Source organism: Sphingomonas sp. G-3-2-10 (assembly GCF_012927115.1).
Lineage (GTDB): Bacteria > Pseudomonadota > Alphaproteobacteria > Sphingomonadales > Sphingomonadaceae > Sphingomonas.
Map to the genome: position 1 here is coordinate 182849 of NZ_JABBFY010000003.1, position 22871 is coordinate 205719.

Genomic DNA, 22871 nt, shown 5'->3' on the forward strand with positions numbered 1-22871 from the left:
ACGGCCTCATCGGCCTGTGGCAAGTAACATTAGCGATATTGATGAGTCCTGACGGTCGCCAAGGATATCGGGGAGGATAAGAATGAAAATGAAAGCAAAGCTGTTCATCGCGGCATCGGGTGTGGCGATGCTCGCCGCCATTGCGGCGCCGGCCCATGCGCAGGACGCGCAGCCTTCGTCCGGCGAGCCCGCTGCGAGCCAGCAGGGCCGCGGCGCGCTGTCGGGCCAGATCTTCGATCCTGCGACGGGCGAGTATCTGCGCGACGCGGTCGTCGAGATCGAAACCGCCGATGGCCAGAAGCGCAGCGCGACGACCGGCGAGGCCGGCACCTATCGCGTGCAGAATCTCCCGGCAGGCCCGGCCCGGGTCACCGTCACCTATCTCGGCTATCTTCCCCAGGGGCGCGACGTCGTCATCGCCTCGGGCGAAGCCGCGACGCTCGACTTCGATCTGGTGCGCAGCGGCCGCGACGGCCAGGCGGCGACCGAAGGTGAGATCGTCGTCAGCGGCGTCCGCGATGCCGGTGCGCGCGAGCTGATGGCGCAGCGCAACGAGCTGCAGATCGCCGACATGCTCTCGACCGACACTTATGGCGACATCGCCGGCGGCAATCCGGCCGAATTCATGAAATATATGCCCGGCGTCGACGTCGACGGCTCGAACGGCACGTCGGTCTATGCCTATCTGCGCGGCCTGCCCGCCGAATTCACCCGCACCCAGCTGAACGGCATGGACGTGGTGTCGGCCAACGGCGCGACGCCGACCGGCTATGCCAGCGCCGCCGCCGCCGCGCGCATCTTCAACTACGAAACGCTGTCCATGTCCGCGATCGACGCGGTCACTACCTACAAGACGACCGGTGCGGATCAGAATGCGGACGCCCCCGCGGGCATCATCGATCTGCGCACCAAGCGCGCCTATGACCGCCGGAAGCCGCTCTTCATCGTCTCGGTAGAGGGCTTCACCCAGGAAAATATGTGGGACAGCTACCGCAATGTCGGCCCGGATACGGGCGGATGGGGCGGCCGGCGCTTCCTGCCCAACGCGTCGCTCTTCTATTCGAACAGCTTCTTCGACAAGCGGCTGGGGGTGATGTTCTCGCTCGGCTATAACGACCAGTATGTCGAGCGCGAGCAGATCACGCTCGACCGGCAATATACCCAGTCGGCCAACGCGCCCTATCCGCTGGAATTCTACCGGATGCAGGGGCAGACCGGCGCGCGGCGGACCACGCGCCGCACCGGATCGCTGGTGCTGGACTTCAAGGCGACCGACACTCTGAACGTCTCGGTGATGGGCATGGCCTATCGCGGCAACATCCAGCTGCACAATCAGGTGACCACCGTCACGCTGGATACGGCCACCGGCACCTATGGCCTGCGTAACCTGAGCGGCCAGCCGGCGACCGCCGCGGATGCGATTTCGGCGTTCCAGACCAATCTGCCGGGCGCGACCCAGTCGATCACCTCGGCGGCGAGCGACCAGTACAAGTACAACAACGGCAACATCCTCGCGGCCAATTTCGACTGGACCTCGGGCGGTTGGACCGTCGACGGCTATTTCGCCTATTCGGACAGCAAGTCCTATTATGACTCGCCCGAGGGCGGTCAGGTCTCGACCGGACCGACCTTTACCTCGACCGGCAATTCGAAGGCGGTGAAGGGCGGCCCCGATCTGGCCGATGCCGACTGGTCGATCACCCAGGTGAGCGGACCCGACTGGTCCAATCCCGCCTCATGGACCTTTGCCGGCCGGCCGACGATGACGCTGACCACGGGTTCCTATGCGACGATTTCGGCGCGTTCCGGCGCGCTGAACGTGAAGTACGATACCGATTTCGGCAGTGTGCCGGTCAGCTTCAAGGCTGGCTTCAAGATCACCGATACCAGCTACGAGTTCGGCAACAACGCGCTCTACAACTATAGCTATAGCGGCCCGCTGACGAACGCCCAGTTCATCGCGCAGGCCACGAATCCCTATATCAGCGGCATCACCAACAAGAGCAATTTCAGCATCACCTCGCTGTCGGGCTCGGAGTATATTCCGGCGATCGATCTGTCGCGGCTGCTGGCGATGTATCGCGAGAATCCGGGCGAGTGGACCAGCACGACCACCGCGGCCAACTATGCCACCGCCAAATATCGCCGCACCGACGTCGACGAGAATATCAAGGCGATCTACGGCATGGTGACCGCGATGATCACGCCGGACCTGCAGGTTCGCGCGGGGCTTCGCGGTGAATGGACCGAGAATTCGGCCAACGTCTATCGCTCGCTGCCGCTCGCCCAGGTGCGAGCCTATACGCCCGCCGGTGCGGCGGTGCCGTGCGCGGTCACCGCATCGACCGGCATTGCGACCACCATTCCGTGCGTGGACTATCAGTTCTCGGGCGGGCCGAGCGTGATCAAGGGGCGGCACTTCACGCTCTTCCCCAGCGGGTCGATCAAATACACGTTCGGCACGCAGAACGACATTCAGCTGGGTTACAGCCGCACGATCCTGCGACCGGGCGTGGATGCGACGGGCAGCTCGCCGACAGAGAATCTGAGCGGCAGCTCGGTCGGCGGCCCGCTGCTGGTCGTGCCCAACCCCAATCTGACACCGGCCTTCTCGGACAATTTCTCGCTGCGCCTGTCGCGCTACTGGCGCGGGATCGGGATGCTGAATGTCGGCCTCTATTATAACCGCATCGACGGTCTGGCCGTGGTGAAGGAATATTCGGCAGCCGACGGCGCGAACATTCCGGCGATCGCGCCCTATGCCGCCGATCCGACCTTCGCGGGCTATTCCTTCGCGACCTACAGCCAGCAGAACGTCACCACGATCAAGGGCGTCGAAGTCGCCTTCCAGCACAGCATGACCTGGCTGCCCGCGCCGTTCGACGGCCTGTCGATCCGCGGCGCCTTCATGCACAACGAGCCGAACCAGCCGATCCCGCGCGTCGGCAACAATATCGGCTCGCTGGGAATCATCTACGAAAAGGGTCCGGTGCGGCTGTTCGCCAACATGCTGTGGAACGACGACAAATATCGTTCGGATACACCGACCTGGTTCCAGGCGCGTACCGATCTGACCGTCTCCGGCCGGGTGAAGCTCACCAAGAATTTCGAGACCTACTTTACCGTCAACAACCTGCTGGGCTCGCCCTACAACGTCATGGTCCCCAGCAGCTCGTTCCCGAACGCGGCCGCGGCGGGGCTGGGCAACCACAGCGCCATCTATGTGCAGAACGGGCGTACCGGCACGTTCGGCTTCCGGGCGCGCTTCTAAGGCGAAGCGCGGCAAACCCCCTGCTGCGGACGGCGTGGCTTGCGCCGTCCGCACCCACCGGCCAGCATCTGACGGCTGACCGCCAGTAAAGGATTACCTGATGTCCGGTTTCGGTTTCTCCCGGCGTGGCCTGCTTCTGGCGGGAGCTCAGGGCGCGGTTGCGGCGGCATTGCTGCGCGCGCCCGCTCTGGCGTCCCCGGCATTCACCGCCGATCCCTTTTCGATGGGCGTGGCATCGGGCGATCCGGCTCCCGACGGGTTCGTGATCTGGACCCGGCTGGCGCCCCGGCCGCTCGAGACGCATGGCGGAATGCCGGCCGTGGCGGTCAAGGTGAACTGGGAAATCGCCGAGGATGACGCGTTCCGGCGGATCGTCCGCACGGGCACGGCGGTGGCGCGGCCCGAGCTAGGGCATTCGGTCCATGTCGAAGTCGTCGGGCTGCAGAGCGCCCGGCGCTATTGGTACCGTTTCCAGGTGGACGGCATTCCCAGCGACATCGGCACCGCGCGCACCGCGCCGGCCGCCGGCGCTGCGGTCGATCGCCTGCGGATCGCGGTGGCGGGATGCCAGAATTATCAGGCGGGCCTGTTCACCGCCTGGCGCCATATCGGCAAGGAAGCCGATCTCGACTTCGTCTATCACTATGGCGACTATATCTATGAAGGGAAGGCGGCGGGGACCCCTGCGGCCGGAAAGCCGCCGGTGGTGCGCCGCCATCTGGGCGACGAGATCTACAGCCTCGACGATTATCGCCTGCGTTATGCGCTCTACAAGATCGACCCGGACCTGCGGGCCGCGCACGCTGCTGCCGCGTTCCTGCCCTCCTATGACGATCACGAAGTGATGAATAACTGGGCGAACGAGTGGGACGAGCGCGATACGCCGCCCGAACTGTTCGCGCTTCGCCACGCGGCTGCGATGCAGGCATGGTACGAGCATATGCCCGTACGCCTCAGCCAGCTTCCCCGGAACGGCGCGCAACTGATGTACCGGCGGCTCGACTATGGCGGGCTGATGCGCATCAACATTCTCGACCGGCGATCCTATCGCAGCATTCCGCTTTGCGAGAAGCCGGAAAGCCGCAACTGCGTCGAGACCCGCAACCAGCCCGATACGATGTTGGGCGAAACGCAGGAGCGCTGGCTCGGCGAGGGCCTCGGCAATGGCGCGACGTGGAACATGTTCGGGCTGGGCGGGCTCGTCATGCCCTTCGACCGTTCGCTGCAGAGAGTCCCGACCAAGGGCTATGACAATTGGTCCGGCTATCCCGATGCGCGGGAGCGGCTGGTCAAGATGATCCAGGATCGCGGGTTGAAGAATGTCGTCATCACCGGCGGCGACAGCCATATGTGCTTCATCGGCAATGTGCCGTCGCGGCGCGGCGATCTGGAGAGCGCGCCCGTCGCGTCCGAACTGCACGCGACCTCGATCGCCTCGAACAGCGGCAACGGACTGCCGATCGGCCCCGATCCCCGCGCGGCGAGCAATCCGCATATGGCGCTGATCCACGATCAGCGTGGCTATCTGTTGCTCGATGTCGATGCGAAGCGCTGGACCACCAGCGTCCGCGTGGTCGATCAGGCGCTCAAGCCGGGTGGAAACATCTCGACGCTGGGCCAATATGTCATCAGCCCGGACCGGCCGGGCGTTTCCAAAGCCTGAGCGGTGAATCAGGCGCCGGCTCCCCTCATCTGAAGGGAATGCCAGCGCCACCCCGGCGCCGTTAGTCACGAACGTCATTCCATCGGGAGGGATCGTTCGATGACTGCTGCTCGCCCCTTTGTCGTTATCGTGTTCCGCTGCCTTGCGCTGCTGGCGGCGATCTTCGCGTTCATCTTCTTCATGCGGATGCAGGAGGAGGAAGGCGACATCACCCGCCTACGCAATCAGGGCGTGGTCTCGCGCGCGGTGGTGGTCGACAAAAATGTCGACAAGGCGCGCTTCGAGGGGCGGCGCGGGCGCAGCCGGACGGTCGAATACAATATCCTCCGGGTTCGCTTCGTGAAGAAGTCGAAGGTGGCCTATGCCGATTTCCCCGCGAAGGTCGCCGAAGCGGAACTCCCGGCCGCGCCGCCCCCGGTGGCGAACAGCACGGACGAGATCGACTATGGCGGGGTGATGTTCGTGCCCGCGGACCGCTATGCCGCGACGAAGGTCGGCGACACGATGGTGGTGGTCAACACGCCGTTCAATCCGGATGCGCCCGAACTGGTCTCCGAAGTCCGCGACTTCGATCCCGCGCCTTTCTATCCGCGCATCGGTCTCGCGCTGGCGCTGATGCTTGTGTTCTGGCTCATCGGAAGCTGGATCAAGCGGCGGGGACGCGCGACCGCCTCAGCCTGAGGTTCGGATCACCAGATTCAGCTGGTCGTCGACCGTCGCCGCATGATCCGGGAGGCAGATGGTCGAACTGTCCGGCTCCTCGATGATCGCCGGGCCTTCGATCCGGTCGCCCGGGGCCAGCCTTTGGCGGTCGAACACCGGGGTCATGAGGACCTCACCCTCGAAATGCGCGGGCCGGTCGCCCCGCTTCGCCCGCTCGGACGTGCCCGAGGCTGGGGTCGGCAGCAGTGGCGCGGGTTTCTCGACGATCGCGGAGATGCGCAGGCGATAGTTGACGAACTGGCACGGCTCGGCCGGGCGGATGCCGAAATTGCGGGCGTACAGGTCGCGAAAGCCCGACACGGCCGCCGCCAGCAGCGCGGCGTCGATCGGTCCCTTGCGAAGCGGTACGGTGAGTTCCTGATGCTGATGCGCGAGGCGGATATCGATGCTGCGCTCGATCACCAGCGATGTCCCGGCCTGCGCCGAGCGGGCAAGCGCCTGGCGGCCCTTGGCTTCCATGCCGTCAAACAGGGTGGCGATGCGGGCGATGTCGGCCCCGGCGGCGGGCTGGATCGCGGACGCCACGAAATCATGAGCGAGATCGGAAATCAGCAGCCCCCAGGCCGAGCGGACGCCGGGGGAGGGCGGTACGATCACCGTGCCGATGCCGAACAGCTCCGCCAGCCCGGCGACATGGATCGGACCCGCGCCGCCCGACGCGACCAGTGCGTGATCGCGCGGATCGATGCCGCGCTGGAGCGTCACGAGGCGGATCGCGGCTGCCATCGCGGTGTTGGCAAGGGCGTGGATGCCCCGCGCGGCGGCGGCTACGTCGATGCCGAGCGGCCGGGCGATGTGCGTTTCGATCGCACGGTGCGCCAGCTCGGGATCGATCCTGACGGCGCCACCCGCGAACGAATCCGGATGGATATAGCCCAGCACGACATTGGCGTCCGTCACGGTCGGCAGCGTGCCGCCTTTGCCGTAGCAGGCGGGGCCCGGGACCGAGGATGCGCTTTGCGGGCCGACGCGCATCAGGCCGCCGCTGTCGATCCGGGCGATGCTGCCGCCGCCCGCGCCGACTTCGGCAAGGTCGATCACCGGGATGCGGATCGGCTCCCCGGCATCGGCATGGCCCGCCGCGCTGGTGCCGCCGCCGGCGCGGAACTGGTGAGTGATGCGCGGCGCGCCGTCCAGCACCAGCCCCGCCTTGGCGGTGGTGCCGCCCATGTCGAACGAGACGAGGCCCGAAAGCCCGGTCTGCCGGGCGAGATGGGCAGCGGCCATCACGCCCGCCGCGGGTCCGGATTCGATCGCATAGGCGGCTTTCCGCGCGGCCATTGCGGCGCTCATCACCGCGCCGTTCGACTGCATGATCTGCAGCTCGGCGCCGATGCCCATCTCGCGCAATGCATCCTCGAGCCGCCCTGCATAGCTGGCCATTGTCGGGCCGATATAGGCGGACAGCAGCGTGGTCGCCGCGCGCTCATATTCCTGGAATTCGGGCCAGACTTCGGACGAGAGGCAGAGATAGGCCTGCGGCGCAACGCGGGCCGCGATCTCGCCGATCCTGCGCTCATGTTCCGCATTGGCGTGGCTGTGCAGCAGGCATACTGCGATCGCCTCGGCGCCCCGATCGATGAGCATTCGCAGCGCGCGTTCGGTGTCGGCTTCGTCGAGCGGCCGGATCGGGTTCCCGCGCGCGTTCATCCGCTCGTCCACCTCGGCGACCATCGCGCGGGGCAGGAGCGGCGGAGGCGGGGTGTAGGCGAGGTTGAAGCGATCGGGACCGTTCGCGTGTTGCTTGCCGATATGGAACAGGTCGCCAAAGCCGCGCGTGGCGATCAGGCCCAGCCGCGCGCCCTTTCGCTCGAGCACGAGATTGGTCGGCAGCGTGGTGGCGTGGACGAAGCGGGTGACTTGCGCCGGATCGCCCGATGCGGCGTCGAGGCCCTCGCGGACGGCGGTCAGCACCCCGCGTACCGGATCGTCGGGCGTGGTCAGGGTCTTGACGTTGTGGACCGCACTCAGCGTGTCGGCGAGCACGAGATCGGTGAAGGTGCCGCCGATATCGACGCCGATGAAGATGCGCCGCCCGGTCACGCGCCTCCCTCCGCGTCATGGCCATAGATGTCGCGCGCGGCCGCGAGGCTGACATAGCCGTCGGCGATGTCCGCGCGGACCGCGTTGCGCGCGCGCTCGCGCGGATCGCCGAGGCCCCCGCCGCCCGCGGCGATCATCGTCAGCGTGTCGCCCGCGCGGATGCGGTGGTTGGTCTTCTTGGGCGGCAGGTCCAGCGCATCGGCGCGGCCCCGGTTGAGGATCCATGCGCCCGGGCTTCCCGGCAGGCCGCCGGCCACGCCTTGCGGCGGGACCAGATAGCGATCCGTCCCCCGCACGGTGATGTCCGCATCGACGAGGAACTCGACCGTCTTCACCAGCCCGCATCCGCCGCGTTGCCGTCCCGCCCCGCCGGAATCGGTGAGCAGGCGGTACTCGTGATACAGGATCGGGAATTCGAGTTCGTAGGACTCGATGTTCCGGTCGTAATTGGATGCGCCGTACAGGACGAAGGGCGACCCATCCGCGCCATCGGCGCCGGTGCGTGCCCCGCCGACGCCGAAGAAGACGTCGAGAAAGCTCCAGTTCGCGCCGCCGCCGGGCTGCTTCCCATGCGCGGTGACGGTTGCGACCACCCCGGGCGCGGCGATGGCGTGATCGGGATAGGCTTCCGCGAAGGCGCGGCTGACCGCATCGATCATCGCGTGGACCGTCGCCATCCGCAGGTTGCACGCGGCGGGATGGTTCGGATTCACCAGCGTGCCTTCGGGCAACGTCACCTCGATGCAGCGATAAAAGCCTTCGTTGAGGGGAATCTCCGGATCGAGGTAACAGCGCAGCGCGAACACCACGGCCGACAGCGATTGCGAGAAAGAGGAGTTGATTGCCCCGCGCGCCTGGGGCGAAGTGCCGGTAAAGTCGAAACGGCAGCGGTCGCCCGTCACCGTTACTTCCGCCGCCACGCGAAACAGCCGGCCGCTCTCCGCGCCGTCCTCCTCGATATCGTAGCGCCCGCGATAAACGCCGTCGGGCATCGCGGCGATGCCGTGGCGGGTCATCCGTTCGGCGTGGTCGAACAATTGCTCGATGATCCCGCGCACCGTTTCGATGCCATGCCGCCCGATCAGCGCGGCCATGCGCGCGGCGGCGATGTTGCCGCCGATCACCAGCGCCTCGACATCGCCGACGATCCGCTGCGGGGTGCGGCTGTTGGCGCGCAGCAGCGCCTCGACTTCGGGTACCCGCGCACCGCCGGCGAAGAATTTGAGCGACGGAAGGACGATGCCTTCGTGGAAAGTCTCGGTAGCGTTGGCGGGAAGTCCCCCGGCGGAAAGCCCGCCAAGGTCCGATACGATCATCATCGCGCCGCAGTAAAAGGCGAGTTCGCCGTCATGAAAGATCGGGCGGAACGCGCCGACATCGGTCGGGTGGATGCCGCCGCGGAACGGGTCGTTGAGGATGATCGCATCGCCTTCGACCAGCGTCGCGGCGGGATGGCTGACCATCACATCCCGCAGCATCACTTGCAGCGCCGAAACGTGGAGGAGTCCCCCGGCGGTCTGCGCGACCAGCCGTCCGCGCGCATCGAACAGGGCACAGGCGATCGCCGATGCCTGGCTGACGAACGGGGAACTTGCGCTGCGGGCGGCGGCAATGCCCGCTTCTTCGGCCACCATTGCCAGCGCATTGCGAACAACCTCGGTCAGAACGGGGTCTCGATTGCGATCGATCAGGGCGGCCTCCCGGAGCTTGAGGAGGGCGATGTCTAGCGATCCGGCTTGTCATATTCAAGCGATCGGTTGGTTAGATATTTAAGATAGGAATATAGATAATAATCAATAATCTGGTTGGTACGGTTGCGACCGCCAGGATGCCGGTGCATTGCTTCGCGGCCGTGGACAAAGCGGCGCGGTTTCTCTCCCCAAACGGTAGGCGCTCAGGTCAACACACTGACCACAGGGACGCGCTTATCACCGTTTGAACCCCCGCTAAGGTGCCGGCGAATGAGGCCGTACGAGCGGTCCTTCCGGTGGGGTGACACATCCTCTCCGGCATGATGGAGGGGAGGGCTATGAACACTATTTCCCGTTCGATTCGGATCGCACTGGCCGCCAGCGCCGCCTGTGTCCTTGCGCAGCCGGCATGGGCGCAGGATGCGCCGGGCACGGCCGCACAGGCCGAGGACCAGGACACCGGCGAGATCGTCGTCACTGCGCAGCGCCGCGAGGAGCGGCTGGTCGACGTGCCGATCGCGGTTTCCGCGATCGATACCGGCACGCTGGAGCGCGCCGACGTCACCTCGGTCGCCAATATCGGCACCGCCATTCCGAACATTCAGATCAACCAGACGGTGGGCAACACCTTCGGCCCGCTGATTTCGATCCGCGGCCTCGCGCCGTCGGCGGACACCAGCCTTGCCCGCGACCAGCCGGTCGGCATCTATATCGACGGCGTGCCGATCGGTAAGTCGACCGGCGCGGCGTTCGATACGGTCGACCTTCAGCGCGTCGAGGTGCTGCGCGGCCCGCAGGGCACGCTGTACGGCAAGAACACGATCGGCGGCGCGGTCAATCTGATCACGCGCGGCCCGTCGGGCGAGTTCGGCGGATCGCTGACGCTCGGCGCGGGCGAGTTTGGCCGCTACACCCAGCGGCTGGTCGTCGATCTGCCCGCGGTGGGCGATTTCAAGGCCAAGGTCGCCGTGTCCGCGCGGCAGAACCAGGGCTTCTATCGCAACAATTTCAACGGCACGCATTTCGGCGAGGAAGAGATGGTCGCCGCCCGCGCCGATCTGGTGTGGGAACCGAGCAGCAATTTCCGCGCGGCCTATGCCTATGACATCACCGACAGCAAGGGCACGCCCGCGATCCTCGCGATCAGTGCTGGCGGATCGGTGCCGATCACCAGCCCGTTCATCGCCGGGAATATCCATACCTCTCGGCCCGAAAACGGCATCTCGGCGCAGAGCGCGCTGGCCAGCGATTTCCGCGTCAACGGCCATGCCCTGACGCTGGAATATGATGCCGGCAGCGGTTCGCTGGGCGAGGTGGTGCTGAAGTCGATCACCGCGCGCCGCACCATGCACAGCTATTCGGCGAGCGATTTCGACGGCACGGCGAACGACCTGCTGCGCATCATCCTGCAGAACGATTACGAGCAGTTCACGCAGGAATTCCAGATTATCGGAACGGGTTCCCAGTTCAAATACACGCTGGGCGGCTTCTTCCTCAGCGACAATTACGATGTGTACAATCCCCGCTGGAACTTCCAGTTCGGCGGCGATCGCTACGATCTCAGCCGCCGTGGCGGTGAATCCAAGTCATACGCGGTCTATGGACAACTCACCTGGTCGCCGAGCGACAGCCTCGACATCACCGTCGGCGGCCGCTGGACCAGGGAAGAGAAGCGGGCATACGAACTGCTCCTGTCCAACACCAACTATGCCGCCAATCCCAATGCCGCGAATTCGGGCGTGTTCCAGCGCGGCGCGGGCGGCGTCCCGATCACGCGCAGCGGTCAGCCCCCTGCCGGCGCGCGGCCGGGCGCCGGCGGCATCGGCCCCAGCGACCTGATCCCGATGGAGAATTCGGACAGCTGGTCGCAGTTCAATCCGGAACTGAACCTCGTCTATAAGGTCAATCCGAACTGGTCCTTCTACGGACGCGTCGCGACGGGCTTCAAGAGCGGCGGCATCAACGATACTGCGGCGACCAACTCGGCGTTCCTGACGCCCTATGATCCAGAGCATCTGCTGTCGTTCGAACTGGGGTCCAAATTCTCGACCCCGGATCGCAGGTTCAATCTCAACGTCGCGGTCTATCATTCGATCTACAAGGATTTCCAGGCGGGCGTGTTCGTGCCCGCGGTGGTGACGACCAACATCATCAACGCCGGTGAAGCGCAGTTCACCGGCTTCGAAATCGAAGGCAGCGTCCGTCCGGTCGACGGGCTCACGCTCACCTACGGCTTCGGTTATGTCGATGCGCGCTACACCGATTTCGTCCTGCCGGACGGGACGAACGTCACCAACTCGTACAAGATCCCGCTCTCGCCCAAGTTCAATTACCTGCTGGGCGCAGTGCATCGCCTTCCGCTGGGCTTCGCCACGCTGGAGACGAGCCTGAACTATAGCTGGCGCGACGAGCAGTACAGCTCGATCAACGGCGATCCGCTGTCGATGCGCAAGGCCTATGGCCTGCTCGACGGACGCATCGCGCTGAAGGATATCGAGCTGGGCCGCGGTGCGGCGCTCGAGTTCGCGGTGTGGGGCAAGAACCTGCTCGACGAGGAATATTGGGTCAGCGGCATCAACCTGTCGACCTTCACCGTTCGGCAATGGGGCGATCCGCGCAGCTTCGGGGCGGAAGCGCGGCTGCGCTTCTGATCCGATCCTGACGAAAGGAACCAGTATATGGGCGCGCGTAGCGACCTCGATCGCTACGCGTTCCCGTGTCTGCTGTCGGTCACTTTCCTCACCGCGATCGGCAATACCGGGCTGATCTCGGTCATGCCGGCGATCGGCCGGGTGATCGGGATCACCGACACTTTGGTCGCCAGCATCTTCTCGCTCTCCGCCCTGATCTGGGCGATCGCGTCGCCCGGCTGGGCGCGCGTAGCGGACCGGCGCGGGCGCAAGCCGCTGATCCAGCTCGGGCTGCTCGGCTTCATCGGATCGATGATCGGCTGCGGGCTGATCGTCTATGGCGGCTTGCTCGGGCTGATGGCGCCGCTTGTTACCTTCATCGTCTTCTTCGTGGTGCGTTCGAGCTACGGTCTGTTCGGATCGGCATCGGCCACCGCGGTGCAGGCCTATATCGCCGACCGGACCGAGGGGCTGGCACGGGTGCGGGCCTTGTCGGGGCAGGCTGGGGCGCTCAGCCTCGGCACGATCTTCGGACCCGCCATCGCGCCTTTCCTGATCCTGCCGCCCTTCGCGCTGGCGACGCCGATGTTCGTCTTCAGCCTCGCCGGGTGCCTCGCGCTCGTGATGACCGTGTGGATGATCCCGCGCGAGACGATGCCGGTGCGCGACGTTCAGCTGGATGCGAAGCCGGTTCCGGCGGGCAAGCTGTGGCGCGATCCGCAGGTCGCGCCCTTCTTCAAATATGGCATCGTCCTCGCCTCGGCACAGGCGATGAACCTCTACACTTTGGGCTTCGTCGTGATCGACCGGCTCGGCGGTCAACCGATTGCGGCACAGAAGGCGGTGGGCACCGCGATGGTGGGCGGCGCGCTGGCCGGGCTGTTTGCGCAATGGGGGCTGGTCAACTGGCTGCGGCTCGGGCCCTGGGCGATGGTGCGCTGGGGCGCGGGGCTGGCGTTCATCGGCAACGCCGTGATGATGCTGGGCAGCGGCTATCCCAGCCTGCTGATCGGCTTCTCGCTCGCTTGTCTCGGCTATGGCCTCGGCCGGCCGGGTTTCTCCGCCGGCGCGTCGCTGGCGGCGGGGCCGGGCCGCCAGGCGGGCGTGGCCGGCGTGGTGTCGTCGATTGCGGGGGCTTCGATCGTCGGTCCGCCGATCCTTTCGGTGCTGTTGTACGAGAGCTGGGCGCCGGCGCCGTTCGTGCTCGCCTGCGCCGGATTGTTCGCCGTGACGCTCTATTCCTTGGTCAATCCGGCGCTGCGCAACCGGGGCACAATGTTTCCTGAGGGCGATAATGCGTCCACAAACCGTGCCTTGTGTGTCGATCCTCCGGGTTCATAAACGAGGGGTAAGGCGCGGCGAACGCGCGACATATTCTACCCGGAGAGACGCTGTGGACAGGTATCTAGTAATTTCCTCCGATGGCCATGTCGGCCTGCCGCCGGAACGCTATCGGGAATATCTCGACTCGAAATATCACGCGGAGTTCGATGAGGTTCTGGAGCGGGAGATCAAGGCGCGCGAAGAGCATGAAAAGCGCTTCCTGATCGACGATTTCAACACCAAGTGGCGCGCCCGCGTCGGCGACGGTCTGGAAGGCGCATGGGACGGCGCGATCCGCAACCGCGTGCTCGATGCCGATGGCGTCGCGGCCGAAGTGCTGTTCCCGGACGGCATCACCGAACGCAATGCGCCGCCCTTCGGCGCGGACATCGGCCTGCGTCCGTTCGGCAACAAGCCCGAACTGCAATGGGCGGGCGCCCGTGCACACAATCGCTGGCTCGCCGAGTTCTGCTCGGAAGATCCCGCGCGCCGCATCGGCCTGGCGGTGATCCCCGCGCTCTACGACATCGACGAGACGATGAAGGAGATCCGCTGGGCGCATGAGAATGGCCTGAAGGGCGTGTTCTTTCCGTCGATCACCGATGGCTATGCGATGTACAACCACACCAAATATTACCCGGTGTGGGACTTTCTGCAGCAGACCAAGATGCCGCTGCATTTCCATTCGGGCGGCGCGCCGGCATACGACACGACCCAGCCCGGCTGGATCGGCACCTATCTGTGCGAATTCGCCTTCTGGATGACCCGGCCGCTCTGGTCGATGACCTTTGGCGGTGTGTTCGAGGAATATCCGCAGCTCAAGGTCTGCTTCACCGAAGCGGGCGGCGAGTTCTGGTTTCCGTGGATGATGCAGCTGATGGATATCCGCGCATCGGCCAAGCACACCAGCGGCAAGCTGGGCGATTACAACGCCAACATGACGATGAAGCCGAGCGAATATTTCGCGCGCAACGTCTGGGTCGGCTGCTCGGCGCTGCCGGATGAGGAAACCACCGAATCCTATTACCAGATCGGCATCGACCGCATCCTGTGGGGCACGGACTATCCGCATCCCGAAGGCACTTGGCCCGGCACGCTGGAGAAGATGATGCTCAGCCTGGGCGGCTTGCCCGAAACGGACATCCAGAAGATGCTCGGGACCAACGCGTTCGAAGTCTATGATCTGGACGAAAAGGCGCTGTGGGACATCGCGGCGAAGATCGGCCCGCAAAAGGCGCATTTTCTGAAGGAAGCCGCCGAATAAAGGGGCGCAATCCGGAAACATGGCGGGTTGTGGCGAGCCTGCGTCCCCCAGGGGGGCGCGGGCTTTGCCATTTCTGCCGCCCATCGATAGCTTGCGGGGAAAGGGTCGCTGAGAGGTGGTTGAAGTGTCGGCGTGGCGTGGGGTCGAGGAATTTCTGGCGGTGGTTGCTGCGGGCAGCTTCACTGGTGCCGCCGAAAATCTGGGCGTTTCCAAATCCTTCGTGAGCAAGACGGTCAACGAGCTGGAGGCGCGGCTCGGCACCCAGCTACTGACCCGCACGACGCGGCGATTGTCGCTGACCGCGGCGGGCGAATTGTTCTTCGACCAGTGCAGCGCGCTTCAGGAAAACCTGATCGAACTGGAGCAGCAAATGGCACAATTCCAGTCCGCGCCGGTCGGGCGGCTGCGCATCGGGCTGAGCGACATCTTCGGATCGGACTGGATGTCGGCGCTGGTCGCCGATTTCAGTGCGCTGCATCCTGAAATCATCATCGAACCGATCGCCTATCTGCGCGAATCCGATGTCATGCAGGAGCGGTTCGACGTCGTCATCCGTTACGGCCGGTTGCAGGATTCGGCGGTGAAGGCGCGGCTGTTCGGCTATCTATCCTACTGCCTGTGCGCCTCGCCGGAATATGTCGCCGAACATGGCTGGCCGGAATCGCCCGAACAGCTTTCGCGGCACAAATGCCTGACCGATGCGAGCGGGGTGTTCGAGTTCAACGGCGGGGCGACCGCGCGGCTGAAGGGCCGGTGGCGGAGCAACAGCGGCGTCGCGTTGCGCTGGGCGGCGCGGCGCGGGCTGGGGATCGCGCATCTGCCGGTCAGCGTGATCCGCAGCGATCTGGCCGAGGGGCATATCCTTGCCTGCGAAGCCGAATGGAGCTTCCACGACAAGGAAGTCTGGGTCGTCTTTTCGCCCGGGATCATGCCGGCGGCGACGCGCTTCTTCATCGACTTCCTCGCCCAGCGCTTCACCAAGCAGAAGGTCCGGCCGTGGGACTGGCCGCTGATGTCGCCGACCAACTATCCGCCGACGATTGTTCACGAACAGGCATAGTACGTCCGCGGTTGCGCGCTTTCGCTTTCGTTCGAACCGGCTAATCTCACTCTCGATCCCGCGACAGACGGGACGTGTTTATGGAGGGTAGGTTGCCGCAGGTTGAGCGATTCCCGATGGATATCCCGTTCGGCTGGTATTTCGTCGCCTATGGCGACGAACTGGCGATCGGCGATGTGAAGCCGCTCCACTATTTCGGGCGCGACCTGGTGCTCTTCCGCAACGAATCCGGCGAGGCCGGCGTGCTCGACGCCTATTGCCCGCATCTCGGCGCGCATTTGGGGCATGGCGGGGTGGTTGACGGCGACAGCATCCGCTGCCCGTTCCACGCCTGGGCGTTCAAGCCCAACGGCTTCTGCTCCAGCATCCCCTATGCCAAGGCCTTCCCGCCCATCGCCAAGCGCAGCCCGATCGCGCGGCCCTATCCGGTGCGCGAACGCAATGGAGTGATCTGGGCCTGGTATCACCCGCATGACGTCGCACCGATGTACGATGTGATCGAGCATGACGAGTTTACCCAGCCGGGCTGGGCCAAGCCGACGCGTTTCGACTGGCGTTTCGCCAGCAATCCGCAAGAAATCGCGGAGAATGGGGTCGACGTCGCGCATTTCGAATTCGTCCACAAGATGGACGCGGTGCCCGAAGGCAAAACCAATTATGACGGCCATATCCGCCATAGCCATGCGGCCGGCGAGCGGGCGGTGAAACTGCCCGACGGCACGACCAAGATCTTCCCTTCGAGTGTCACCACGATCCAGAATGGCGCGGGCCAGAAATTCACCCAGTTGAGCGGCGTGGTCACGCTGTCGCTGATGGTGCTGGCGACTCCGGTCGAAGCCGACGACGTCGAACTGCGCTTCTGCTTTACCCATCCCGAGTTCGAGCCGGACTCGTTCGACGCCAAGGCAGTCGAAGCCGCCATCGCCAATACCTGCGGCCAGACCGGCGTCGCGGGCGACATTCCGATCTGGAACTACAAGATCCACCGTGTCCGTCCGCTGCTGTGCGACGGTGACGGTCCGATCCTGCGCTTCCGGCGCTATTTCGAGCAATTCTACGCCGACGCGGACGAGCCGAACAGCATCGCCGCCGAATGAGATGACCAGCACGGACTGACCGGGCGCGAAAGGCTGACTTTCGCGGGCGGGAGAGCTGTGCCCGAGTGAAAGGAACGACGATGAGCCGACTTCGCTACCTCCAGGGTCCCGCCGCGACGCGCAATGCGGGCGCGCTTCGCAACACGGTGCGCGGCGTGCGCGCGACGTACGAGACCGACGCGGAAGTCGTCCGCGCGCTGCTGCCGCAGCCGCTGGTGGCGGTCGAGCGGCCCGAAGTGTGGGTCCAGCTGGCGCATGTCGCGATGCACGTGACCGAGGAGCGGACGGTCGAGATCGGCGCGCTGACGATGGGCATCAACGCAACCTATGAAGGCACACCGGGCGCCTATTGTTTCCATATGGCGATGGAAGGCGAGACGGTCGTCACCTCCGGCCGCGAGCGGTTCGGCGAACCCAAGAAGATCGCCGAGACCAGCTTCGAGCGGCAGGGCGATCACGTCCGCGCCACCTGCTCGCGGCATGGCATCACCTATTTCGAAGTCGAAGGCACGATCGGCGAGGAACTCGACGCGGAGAAGCAGTTCGAGGAATATCTGTTCTGCTACAAGGGGCTGCCCTCGATCGACACGCCGGGCGAATTCGATGGCGACGTGTTCCTCACGCGCCTCAACTGGAAGCGGAACTACACCACCCGACGCGCGATGACCGGCGAGATCCGGCTGGCGGAATCGCCCTATGATCCGCTGATCGACATTCCCGTGCGCAAGCTGGTGTCGATGCAATATGTCGAAGGCGCGACCCAGACGAGCGGGCAGATCCTGCGCAAGGTGCCGGGCGAATGGATCGCGCCGCAATGGGTCGGCCGCTATGACGATCCGGGCAATATCGGCATCGACCTGTCCGCGCCTGCCGAGCAGGCTGCCTGATGCGGTCTTTCGAAGGGAAAGTCGCGGTCGTGACGGGCGGAGCGAGTGGTGTGGGCCGCTCGCTCTGCGAGCAATTGCTGGCCGAGGGCGCTCGCGTCGTCGTCGCCGACATCGACGCGGCGAAGATCGGTGAAGTGACCGAAGCCATCGCGCCGCTGGGCGGTGAAGTGACCGGCATTCAGGTCGATGTGACCAAGGAAGCCTCGGTCGATGCGCTGGCGGATCAGGTGTTCGCTCGCTTCGGCCATGTGAATCTGCTGTTCAACAATGCTGGCGTCGGTCTGGGCGAAGCAAAGAAGACGATCTGGTCGCTGCCGGTCAATGACTGGCGATGGGGCATCGATGTCAACGTGATGGGCGTGGTTCATGGCATCAAGGCATTCGTGCCGCGGATGCTGGAATCGGGCGAGGAAGGCGTGGTGATCAACACCTCGTCGACCAATGGGGGGCTACGTTCACTGCCCAACACCCCGATCTATGCCGCGACCAAGGCATCGGTGACGAGCATTTCCGAAGTGCTCCACCAGCAATTGCTGCGCGAAGGCAAGCCGGTCAGCGCCGCGGTGCTGTTCCCCGGACCGCACACGGTCAACACCGGGATCATGGCCTCGCGGCTGGTGCGCCCCGCTGATTATGCCGGGGACGAGCCGGAGGAGCCGGTCGCCTACCGGACGATGGAGGACCTGCTCAAGACGACGGGCCTCAAGATGAAATTGACGGAGCCGGAGGAGGTCGCCACCTTCGCCCTCGCGGGAATCCGGAGCGGCAAGTTCTGGCTGTTGCCCGAGAGTGAGGAAGGGGACGCAATGATCAGGCTCAGGACCGAAGGGCTGCTTGCCCGCGATAATCCGAAGTCAGCCTGGTAATGGCGTCAGTCGCGGAACAGGCGAGCGCGCCTGCCACGTCGAAACCCGGCCTCTATCGCTGGTACGTCGTCTTCGTCCTGTTCCTGGCCTACACGTTCAGCGCGATCGACGCGCGCGTGCTGACGCTGCTGGTCGGGCCGATCAAGAAGGACCTGGGCCTCAGCGATTTCGAGATCAGCCTGTTGCAGGGATTCGCCTTCGCGATCCTCTACAGCCTGGCGGCGATCCCGATCGGGCGCTTCGTCGATACCAGCCCCAAGCGGACGCGGCTGGTGGTGTGGGGCGTGCTGTTCTGGTCGGCGATGACGATGGTGTGCGGCACGGTGCGCAGCTTCGGCCTGCTGTTCGCGGCGCGTGTCGGCGTGGGGGTGGGCGAGGCGACGCTCAGCCCCTCGGCCTATTCGCTGATCAGCGACTATTTCGAGCGCAGCAAGCGAGCGCTGGCGATCAGCTTCTACGCGATCGGCTATCCGATCGGCAGCGGGCTGGCGCTGATCGTCGGCGCGGCGTTGCTCCATCATTTCTCGCAGCCCGGGGCCGGCGATCTGGGCTGGCTGGGCGCGCATCAGCCCTGGCAGATGGTGTTCATCGCAGTCGGCCTGCCCGGCATCGTGATCGCGCTGCTGGTGATGACCATTCGCGAGCCCAAGCGGCAGGAAATGGCCAGCGGTCACAGCGCGGCGATGCCGCTGCGCGAGGTCTTCGCGTTCATTCGCGAGCGCTGGAAGCTCTACGGCATGCTGATCGGATCGACGGCGCTGATCGCGCTGCTCGCGATCGGCACGAGCGTCTGGTACCCGACCTTCCTGATCCGCACCTATGGCATGACGACCAGTCAGGTCGGTTTCTATTTCGGCACGCTGATGCTGGTGTGCGGCACGATCGGAACGATCTTCGGCGGCTGGTTCGCCGGGCGGCTGGTCCAGAAGGGACAGGCCGACGCGAACATGAAGGTGGTGCTCGTCGCGACCATCCTGAAAGGGCTGCCGCTGATCATCGGCCCGCTGATGCCGACGCCCACGCTGGCGCTGTTTTTCATGGGCATCGGTACGCTGGTGGGGCAGGCTTCGCAGGGCGTGATCCTCGCCGCGATCCAGGACGTGACGCCGAATCAGCTTCGCGGGCAGGTGACCGCGCTGACCCTGCTGGGCGTGAACCTGATCGGCATGGGGCTTGGCGGATCGGTGATCGCGGCGATCACCCAGTTCGGTTTCGGCGACGAGAATGCACTGCGCTATTCGATCGCGATCACCGGTGCTGTTGTGCTGCCGATGATCGTTGTGCTGATCCTCGCCGGGATGCCCGCCTATCGCCGCGGCCTTGCCGATATGTCCCGCCCCTGATCGATCGCATCTTGCGCTGTCCCCAAATGGGGGGAGACTGAGGCGAGCGATCGGGACCAGAGCTTCCCGGAGCGACTGAGGAGAGGGCAAGCGTGAGCGAGAAGCGGGTGGCACTGGTGACGGGCGGCACGCGCGGCATCGGCAAGGCGATCGCGGAACGGCTGCTCGGCGAAGGCTGGGACGTGGCGGTGTGCGGACGCTCGGCTCCCGAAGCTTCCATCGCCGGGCCCGACGGGCGCGAAGCCGTGTTCTTCGCCGCGGATATCCGTTCGGCCGAAGTCGCCGACGATCTGGTCGCGCAGGTAAAGGCGCGGTTCGGACGGCTCGATCTGCTCGTCAACAATGCCGGCGGATCGCCCAAGGCCGATCTGGCGGACTCCTCGCCGCGCCTGATCGAAAAGGTGATCGCGCTGAACCTGATGGCCCCGCTCTATCTTGCCCGCGCCGCGCAGGCGGCGATGCGCGATCAGGCGGAAGGCGGGCACATCGTCAATATCGCCAGCATCTCGGGACAGCGGCCTTCGCCCGGCACTGCAGCCTATGGCGCGGCCAAGGCGGGGTTGCTCAGCGCAACCGGCAGCCTGGCGATGGAATGGGGACCGCTGGTGCGGGTCAACGCGATCGTGGTCGGGCTGGTCGAAGCGGTCGAGGGGCAGGACGAGCATTATGGCGGACCCGAGGGCATTGCCCGGCTGTCCGCGACGGTGCCGATGGGGCGTATGGCGCGGGGCGGGGACGTCGCCTCGATGGTCGCCTGGCTGGCCTCTCCAGACGCTGCCTATGTGACCGGTGCGAATATTCCGCTGCATGGCGGCGGCGAGCGGCCGGCGGTGCTGCAATGACCCAGCCTCTGGCGCCGACCAGCGACCTGCTCAAGCTGCTCTATGGCGGACCGCTGGAAATCGTGCCTTGGCGCGATTTCCTCTCGGCGCTGGTCGACACGATCGGGTGCGAGAATGCCGCGATCACGCTGCAGCTGAGCCGCAAGGGCCTCGCGCCGATGGTGATCTGGGGCAAGCCGACGCCGGTGCATGGCGAGATGGCTCGCGATATCGGTGACCGTCACGCCGCGATCGGGCATCTCGATCCGTTGCGCAACGCGCTCCAGCGTTCGGGCGACATCGTGCTGCTGGAGGAAGTCGCCAGCCGCGAAGCGCTGGAAGAAAGCGAATTCTACCGGATCGTGATGCAGCCCTATGGCATCGAGCAGGCGCTGGGCATGTATGTCAGCGAGCCGGGTGGGCTGGAGTGCAATATCGGACTGGTCAGCGGCGGCGAGGGGCTGCGCTTCACCGATGCGCACAAGGCGTTCATGGCCGAGCTCCGCCCGCATTTCGAGCAGGCGTTGGCGCTGTTCTCACGCATCTATCGCGACGAATCCGAGTTGGAAGTGCTGACCGACGCGCTCGACCGGCTGACGATCGGGACCTTCATCATCGACGGGCGCGGGCGGATGGTGCGCGCCAACGGCGCCGCGCGGAGGATGATCGATCGCGGCGATACGTTCCGGCTCGTCGAGGGACGGCTGACGCTGAGCGGGCGGACCGATGCGATCCGCTTTCGCGAGATGGTCGACCATGCCCTGTCGGTGCGGATGGGCGACGGCGACAGCGATTTCGTCAAGGCGTTCCGTTGCGCCGATCATGACGCCGATGGCCTCGGCATCCTGGTCCGCGCGATCCGCCGCGAGAAGCTGACACCTTCGGATATCGGTCCGGCGGTGGTGGTCTATGCCACCGAGGCCGGGCAGAGTGGGTCGTTCGAGCGATTGATCGCAACTCTTTTCGACCTGTCGCCGTCCGAGGCGAACCTTGCGGCGCTGCTTTCGCAGGGAATGACGCTGGCCGAAGCCGCGCGCGAGACCGGTTTGACCGAAAGTACGGTGCGGACCTATTCGAAGAAGATCTTCGCCAAGGTCGGCGTGGGCCGGCAGGCCGAACTGGTGCGGCTGATCCTGCGCAGCGTGGCGATGCTCGGATAGCCTTCAAACCTGCGCACAAACGCCTGAAAAACTGTCTTTCGAACCGGCGCGGTTTTCTCCCCAAATGGTGATTTACCGGGCGGGCGGCGGGTTCATAGCTGGCTGCATCACCGGGGCGGAAAACGCCCCACAAGAGGATGCAGGGGACGATGGACAAGCGCCTGTCGCTCGACGCGTTTGTCGGCGAACTTTCGGACGGGATGACGATCGGCATCGCCGGTTGGGGGCCGCGGCGCAAGCCGATGGCGCTGGTCCGCGCGATTCTGCGTTCGGGTCTGAAGGACCTGACCATCGTCACCTATGGCGGCGCGGATGTCGGGATGCTGTGCGCGGCGGGGAAGGTGCGCAAGCTGGTCTTCGCCTTCGTCTCGCTCGACGCGATCCCCCTCGAGCCCTGGTTCCGCAAGGCGCGCGAAAGCGGCGCGATCGAGGTGCTCGAGCTGGACGAGGGGATGCTGCAATGGGGGCTGAAGGCCGCCGCGCTGCGCCTGCCCTTCCTGCCGACCCGCGTCGGGCTGGGCACCGATGTGGTGACGCATGGCGGGTTCGAGACGGTGACGTCGCCCTATGCGGATGGCGAGGTTCTGCTGGCGATGCCCGCCATCCCGCTCGACGCCGCGCTGATCCATGTCCACCGCGCCGACCATCGCGGCAACATTCAGGCGCTGGGCCCCGATACCTATTATGACGAGTGGTTCGCCAAGGCCGCGGCGCGGACCTATGTGTCGGCCGAGCAAGTCGTCGAGCGGATGGACCTCGCCTATCCCGAGGATGCGAAGGCCAATATCTTCGAGCGCTGCTTCGTCCACGGCGTGATCGAGGTGCCGTTCGGAGCGCACCCGACCTCGATGCCGCCCAGCTATGGCTGGGACATGGCGGCGTTCAAATCCTATGTCGCCAGCGCGAGCGAGGAAGGCGGCTGGGACCGCTATTCCCGCGACGTGATCGGCGCGGACGAGGCCGGATACCTCCAGCGCGCGGGCGGCGCGGATGCAGTGGCGAAGCTGCCGCTGCCGATCTTCTGAGGAG

The 22871-nt window shown here is 65.4% G+C and carries 16 protein-coding genes; 14 read left to right on the forward strand and 2 right to left on the reverse strand.

The features are described 5' to 3' along the window. Positions 1 to 82 precede the first annotated feature (82 nt). The 3 genes from HHL13_RS21535 to HHL13_RS21545 all read left to right on the forward strand — a co-directional run bounded on the left by HHL13_RS21535 (position 83) and on the right by HHL13_RS21545 (position 5615). A complete protein-coding gene (locus HHL13_RS21535) occupies positions 83 to 3271 on the forward strand; it encodes a TonB-dependent receptor (RefSeq protein WP_169558029.1) in 3189 nt (1062 codons plus the stop codon). Between the two features lie 100 nt (positions 3272 to 3371). Further along, positions 3372 to 4934 carry an alkaline phosphatase D family protein gene (locus HHL13_RS21540; protein ID WP_169558030.1) on the forward strand — a complete coding sequence of 521 codons (1563 nt, stop codon included), beginning with the start codon at positions 3372 to 3374 and terminating at the stop codon, positions 4932 to 4934. A gap of 99 nt (positions 4935 to 5033) precedes the next feature. Then, positions 5034 to 5615: a hypothetical protein gene (locus HHL13_RS21545; RefSeq protein WP_169558031.1), complete on the forward strand. Its 582-nt coding sequence runs from the start codon at positions 5034 to 5036 to the stop codon at positions 5613 to 5615. Here HHL13_RS21545 and HHL13_RS21550 read toward each other — a convergent pair. Together HHL13_RS21550 and HHL13_RS21555 are read right to left on the reverse strand one after the other, a co-directional pair. Beyond that, positions 5607 to 7700 (reverse strand): hydantoinase/oxoprolinase family protein, encoded by a 2094-nt coding sequence (locus tag HHL13_RS21550; RefSeq protein WP_169558032.1) that lies wholly within the window; start codon positions 7698 to 7700, stop codon positions 5607 to 5609. The two genes, HHL13_RS21545 and HHL13_RS21550, sit on opposite strands and share 9 nt — an antisense overlap. Next, a complete protein-coding gene (locus HHL13_RS21555) occupies positions 7697 to 9421 on the reverse strand; it encodes a hydantoinase B/oxoprolinase family protein (RefSeq protein ID WP_346775631.1) in 1725 nt (574 codons plus the stop codon). Before HHL13_RS21555 ends, HHL13_RS21550 begins: the two co-directional genes overlap by 4 nt. Before the next feature lie 308 nt (positions 9422 to 9729). Here HHL13_RS21555 and HHL13_RS21560 point away from each other — a divergent pair, with 308 nt between their 5' ends. From HHL13_RS21560 to HHL13_RS21610, 11 genes are all read left to right on the forward strand, one after another. Further along, positions 9730 to 12042: a TonB-dependent receptor gene (locus HHL13_RS21560; RefSeq protein ID WP_169558033.1), complete on the forward strand. Its 2313-nt coding sequence runs from the start codon at positions 9730 to 9732 to the stop codon at positions 12040 to 12042. Positions 12043 to 12069: 27 nt separating this feature from the next. Continuing rightward, positions 12070 to 13362, forward strand: a complete 1293-nt coding sequence (locus tag HHL13_RS21565; protein WP_169558034.1) for an MFS transporter — start codon at positions 12070 to 12072, stop codon at positions 13360 to 13362. Positions 13363 to 13414: 52 nt separating this feature from the next. After that, complete coding sequence (locus HHL13_RS21570) at positions 13415 to 14608, forward strand: amidohydrolase family protein (protein ID WP_169558035.1); 1194 nt, start codon at positions 13415 to 13417, stop codon at positions 14606 to 14608. Between the two features lie 124 nt (positions 14609 to 14732). Next, positions 14733 to 15668: a LysR family transcriptional regulator gene (locus tag HHL13_RS21575; protein ID WP_169558036.1), complete on the forward strand. Its 936-nt coding sequence runs from the start codon at positions 14733 to 14735 to the stop codon at positions 15666 to 15668. Positions 15669 to 15784: 116 nt separating this feature from the next. Next, positions 15785 to 16765 (forward strand): Rieske 2Fe-2S domain-containing protein, encoded by a 981-nt coding sequence (locus HHL13_RS21580; protein WP_240953953.1) that lies wholly within the window; start codon positions 15785 to 15787, stop codon positions 16763 to 16765. Positions 16766 to 16845: 80 nt separating this feature from the next. Next, positions 16846 to 17652, forward strand: a complete 807-nt coding sequence (locus HHL13_RS21585; protein WP_169558038.1) for an acetoacetate decarboxylase family protein — start codon at positions 16846 to 16848, stop codon at positions 17650 to 17652. Beyond that, a complete protein-coding gene (locus HHL13_RS21590) occupies positions 17652 to 18518 on the forward strand; it encodes an SDR family NAD(P)-dependent oxidoreductase (protein WP_169558039.1) in 867 nt (288 codons plus the stop codon). Before HHL13_RS21585 ends, HHL13_RS21590 begins: the two co-directional genes overlap by 1 nt. After that, positions 18518 to 19861, forward strand: a complete 1344-nt coding sequence (locus HHL13_RS21595; RefSeq protein WP_169558040.1) for an MFS transporter — start codon at positions 18518 to 18520, stop codon at positions 19859 to 19861. Before HHL13_RS21590 ends, HHL13_RS21595 begins: the two co-directional genes overlap by 1 nt. Positions 19862 to 19953: 92 nt before the next feature. Continuing rightward, the gene (locus tag HHL13_RS21600; RefSeq protein WP_169558041.1) at positions 19954 to 20703 is read left to right on the forward strand and encodes an SDR family oxidoreductase; all 750 of its coding nucleotides are present in this window, start codon (positions 19954 to 19956) and stop codon (positions 20701 to 20703) included. Beyond that, positions 20700 to 21842 (forward strand): LuxR family transcriptional regulator, encoded by a 1143-nt coding sequence (locus tag HHL13_RS21605; RefSeq protein WP_169558042.1) that lies wholly within the window; start codon positions 20700 to 20702, stop codon positions 21840 to 21842. Before HHL13_RS21600 ends, HHL13_RS21605 begins: the two co-directional genes overlap by 4 nt. A 149-nt stretch (positions 21843 to 21991) precedes the next feature. After that, on the forward strand, positions 21992 to 22867 hold the full coding sequence (locus tag HHL13_RS21610) for a CoA transferase subunit A (RefSeq protein ID WP_169558043.1): 876 nt from the start codon (positions 21992 to 21994) through the stop codon (positions 22865 to 22867). Positions 22868 to 22871 lie beyond the last annotated feature (4 nt).

What these genes read in the sequence shown, in the direction of transcription:
- HHL13_RS21535 (WP_169558029.1), top strand. Translation starts at nt 83, where the DNA reads ATGAAAATGAAAGCAAAGCTGTTCATCGCGGCATCGGGTGTGGCGATG.
- HHL13_RS21540 (WP_169558030.1), top strand. Translation starts at nt 3,372, where the DNA reads ATGTCCGGTTTCGGTTTCTCCCGGCGTGGCCTGCTTCTGGCGGGAGCT.
- HHL13_RS21545 (WP_169558031.1), top strand. Translation starts at nt 5,034, where the DNA reads ATGACTGCTGCTCGCCCCTTTGTCGTTATCGTGTTCCGCTGCCTTGCG.
- HHL13_RS21560 (WP_169558033.1), top strand. Translation starts at nt 9,730, where the DNA reads ATGAACACTATTTCCCGTTCGATTCGGATCGCACTGGCCGCCAGCGCC.
- HHL13_RS21565 (WP_169558034.1), top strand. Translation starts at nt 12,070, where the DNA reads ATGGGCGCGCGTAGCGACCTCGATCGCTACGCGTTCCCGTGTCTGCTG.
- HHL13_RS21580 (WP_240953953.1), top strand. Translation starts at nt 15,785, where the DNA reads ATGGATATCCCGTTCGGCTGGTATTTCGTCGCCTATGGCGACGAACTG.
- HHL13_RS21585 (WP_169558038.1), top strand. Translation starts at nt 16,846, where the DNA reads ATGAGCCGACTTCGCTACCTCCAGGGTCCCGCCGCGACGCGCAATGCG.
- HHL13_RS21590 (WP_169558039.1), top strand. Translation starts at nt 17,652, where the DNA reads ATGCGGTCTTTCGAAGGGAAAGTCGCGGTCGTGACGGGCGGAGCGAGT.
- HHL13_RS21595 (WP_169558040.1), top strand. Translation starts at nt 18,518, where the DNA reads ATGGCGTCAGTCGCGGAACAGGCGAGCGCGCCTGCCACGTCGAAACCC.
- HHL13_RS21605 (WP_169558042.1), top strand. Translation starts at nt 20,700, where the DNA reads ATGACCCAGCCTCTGGCGCCGACCAGCGACCTGCTCAAGCTGCTCTAT.
- HHL13_RS21610 (WP_169558043.1), top strand. Translation starts at nt 21,992, where the DNA reads ATGGACAAGCGCCTGTCGCTCGACGCGTTTGTCGGCGAACTTTCGGAC.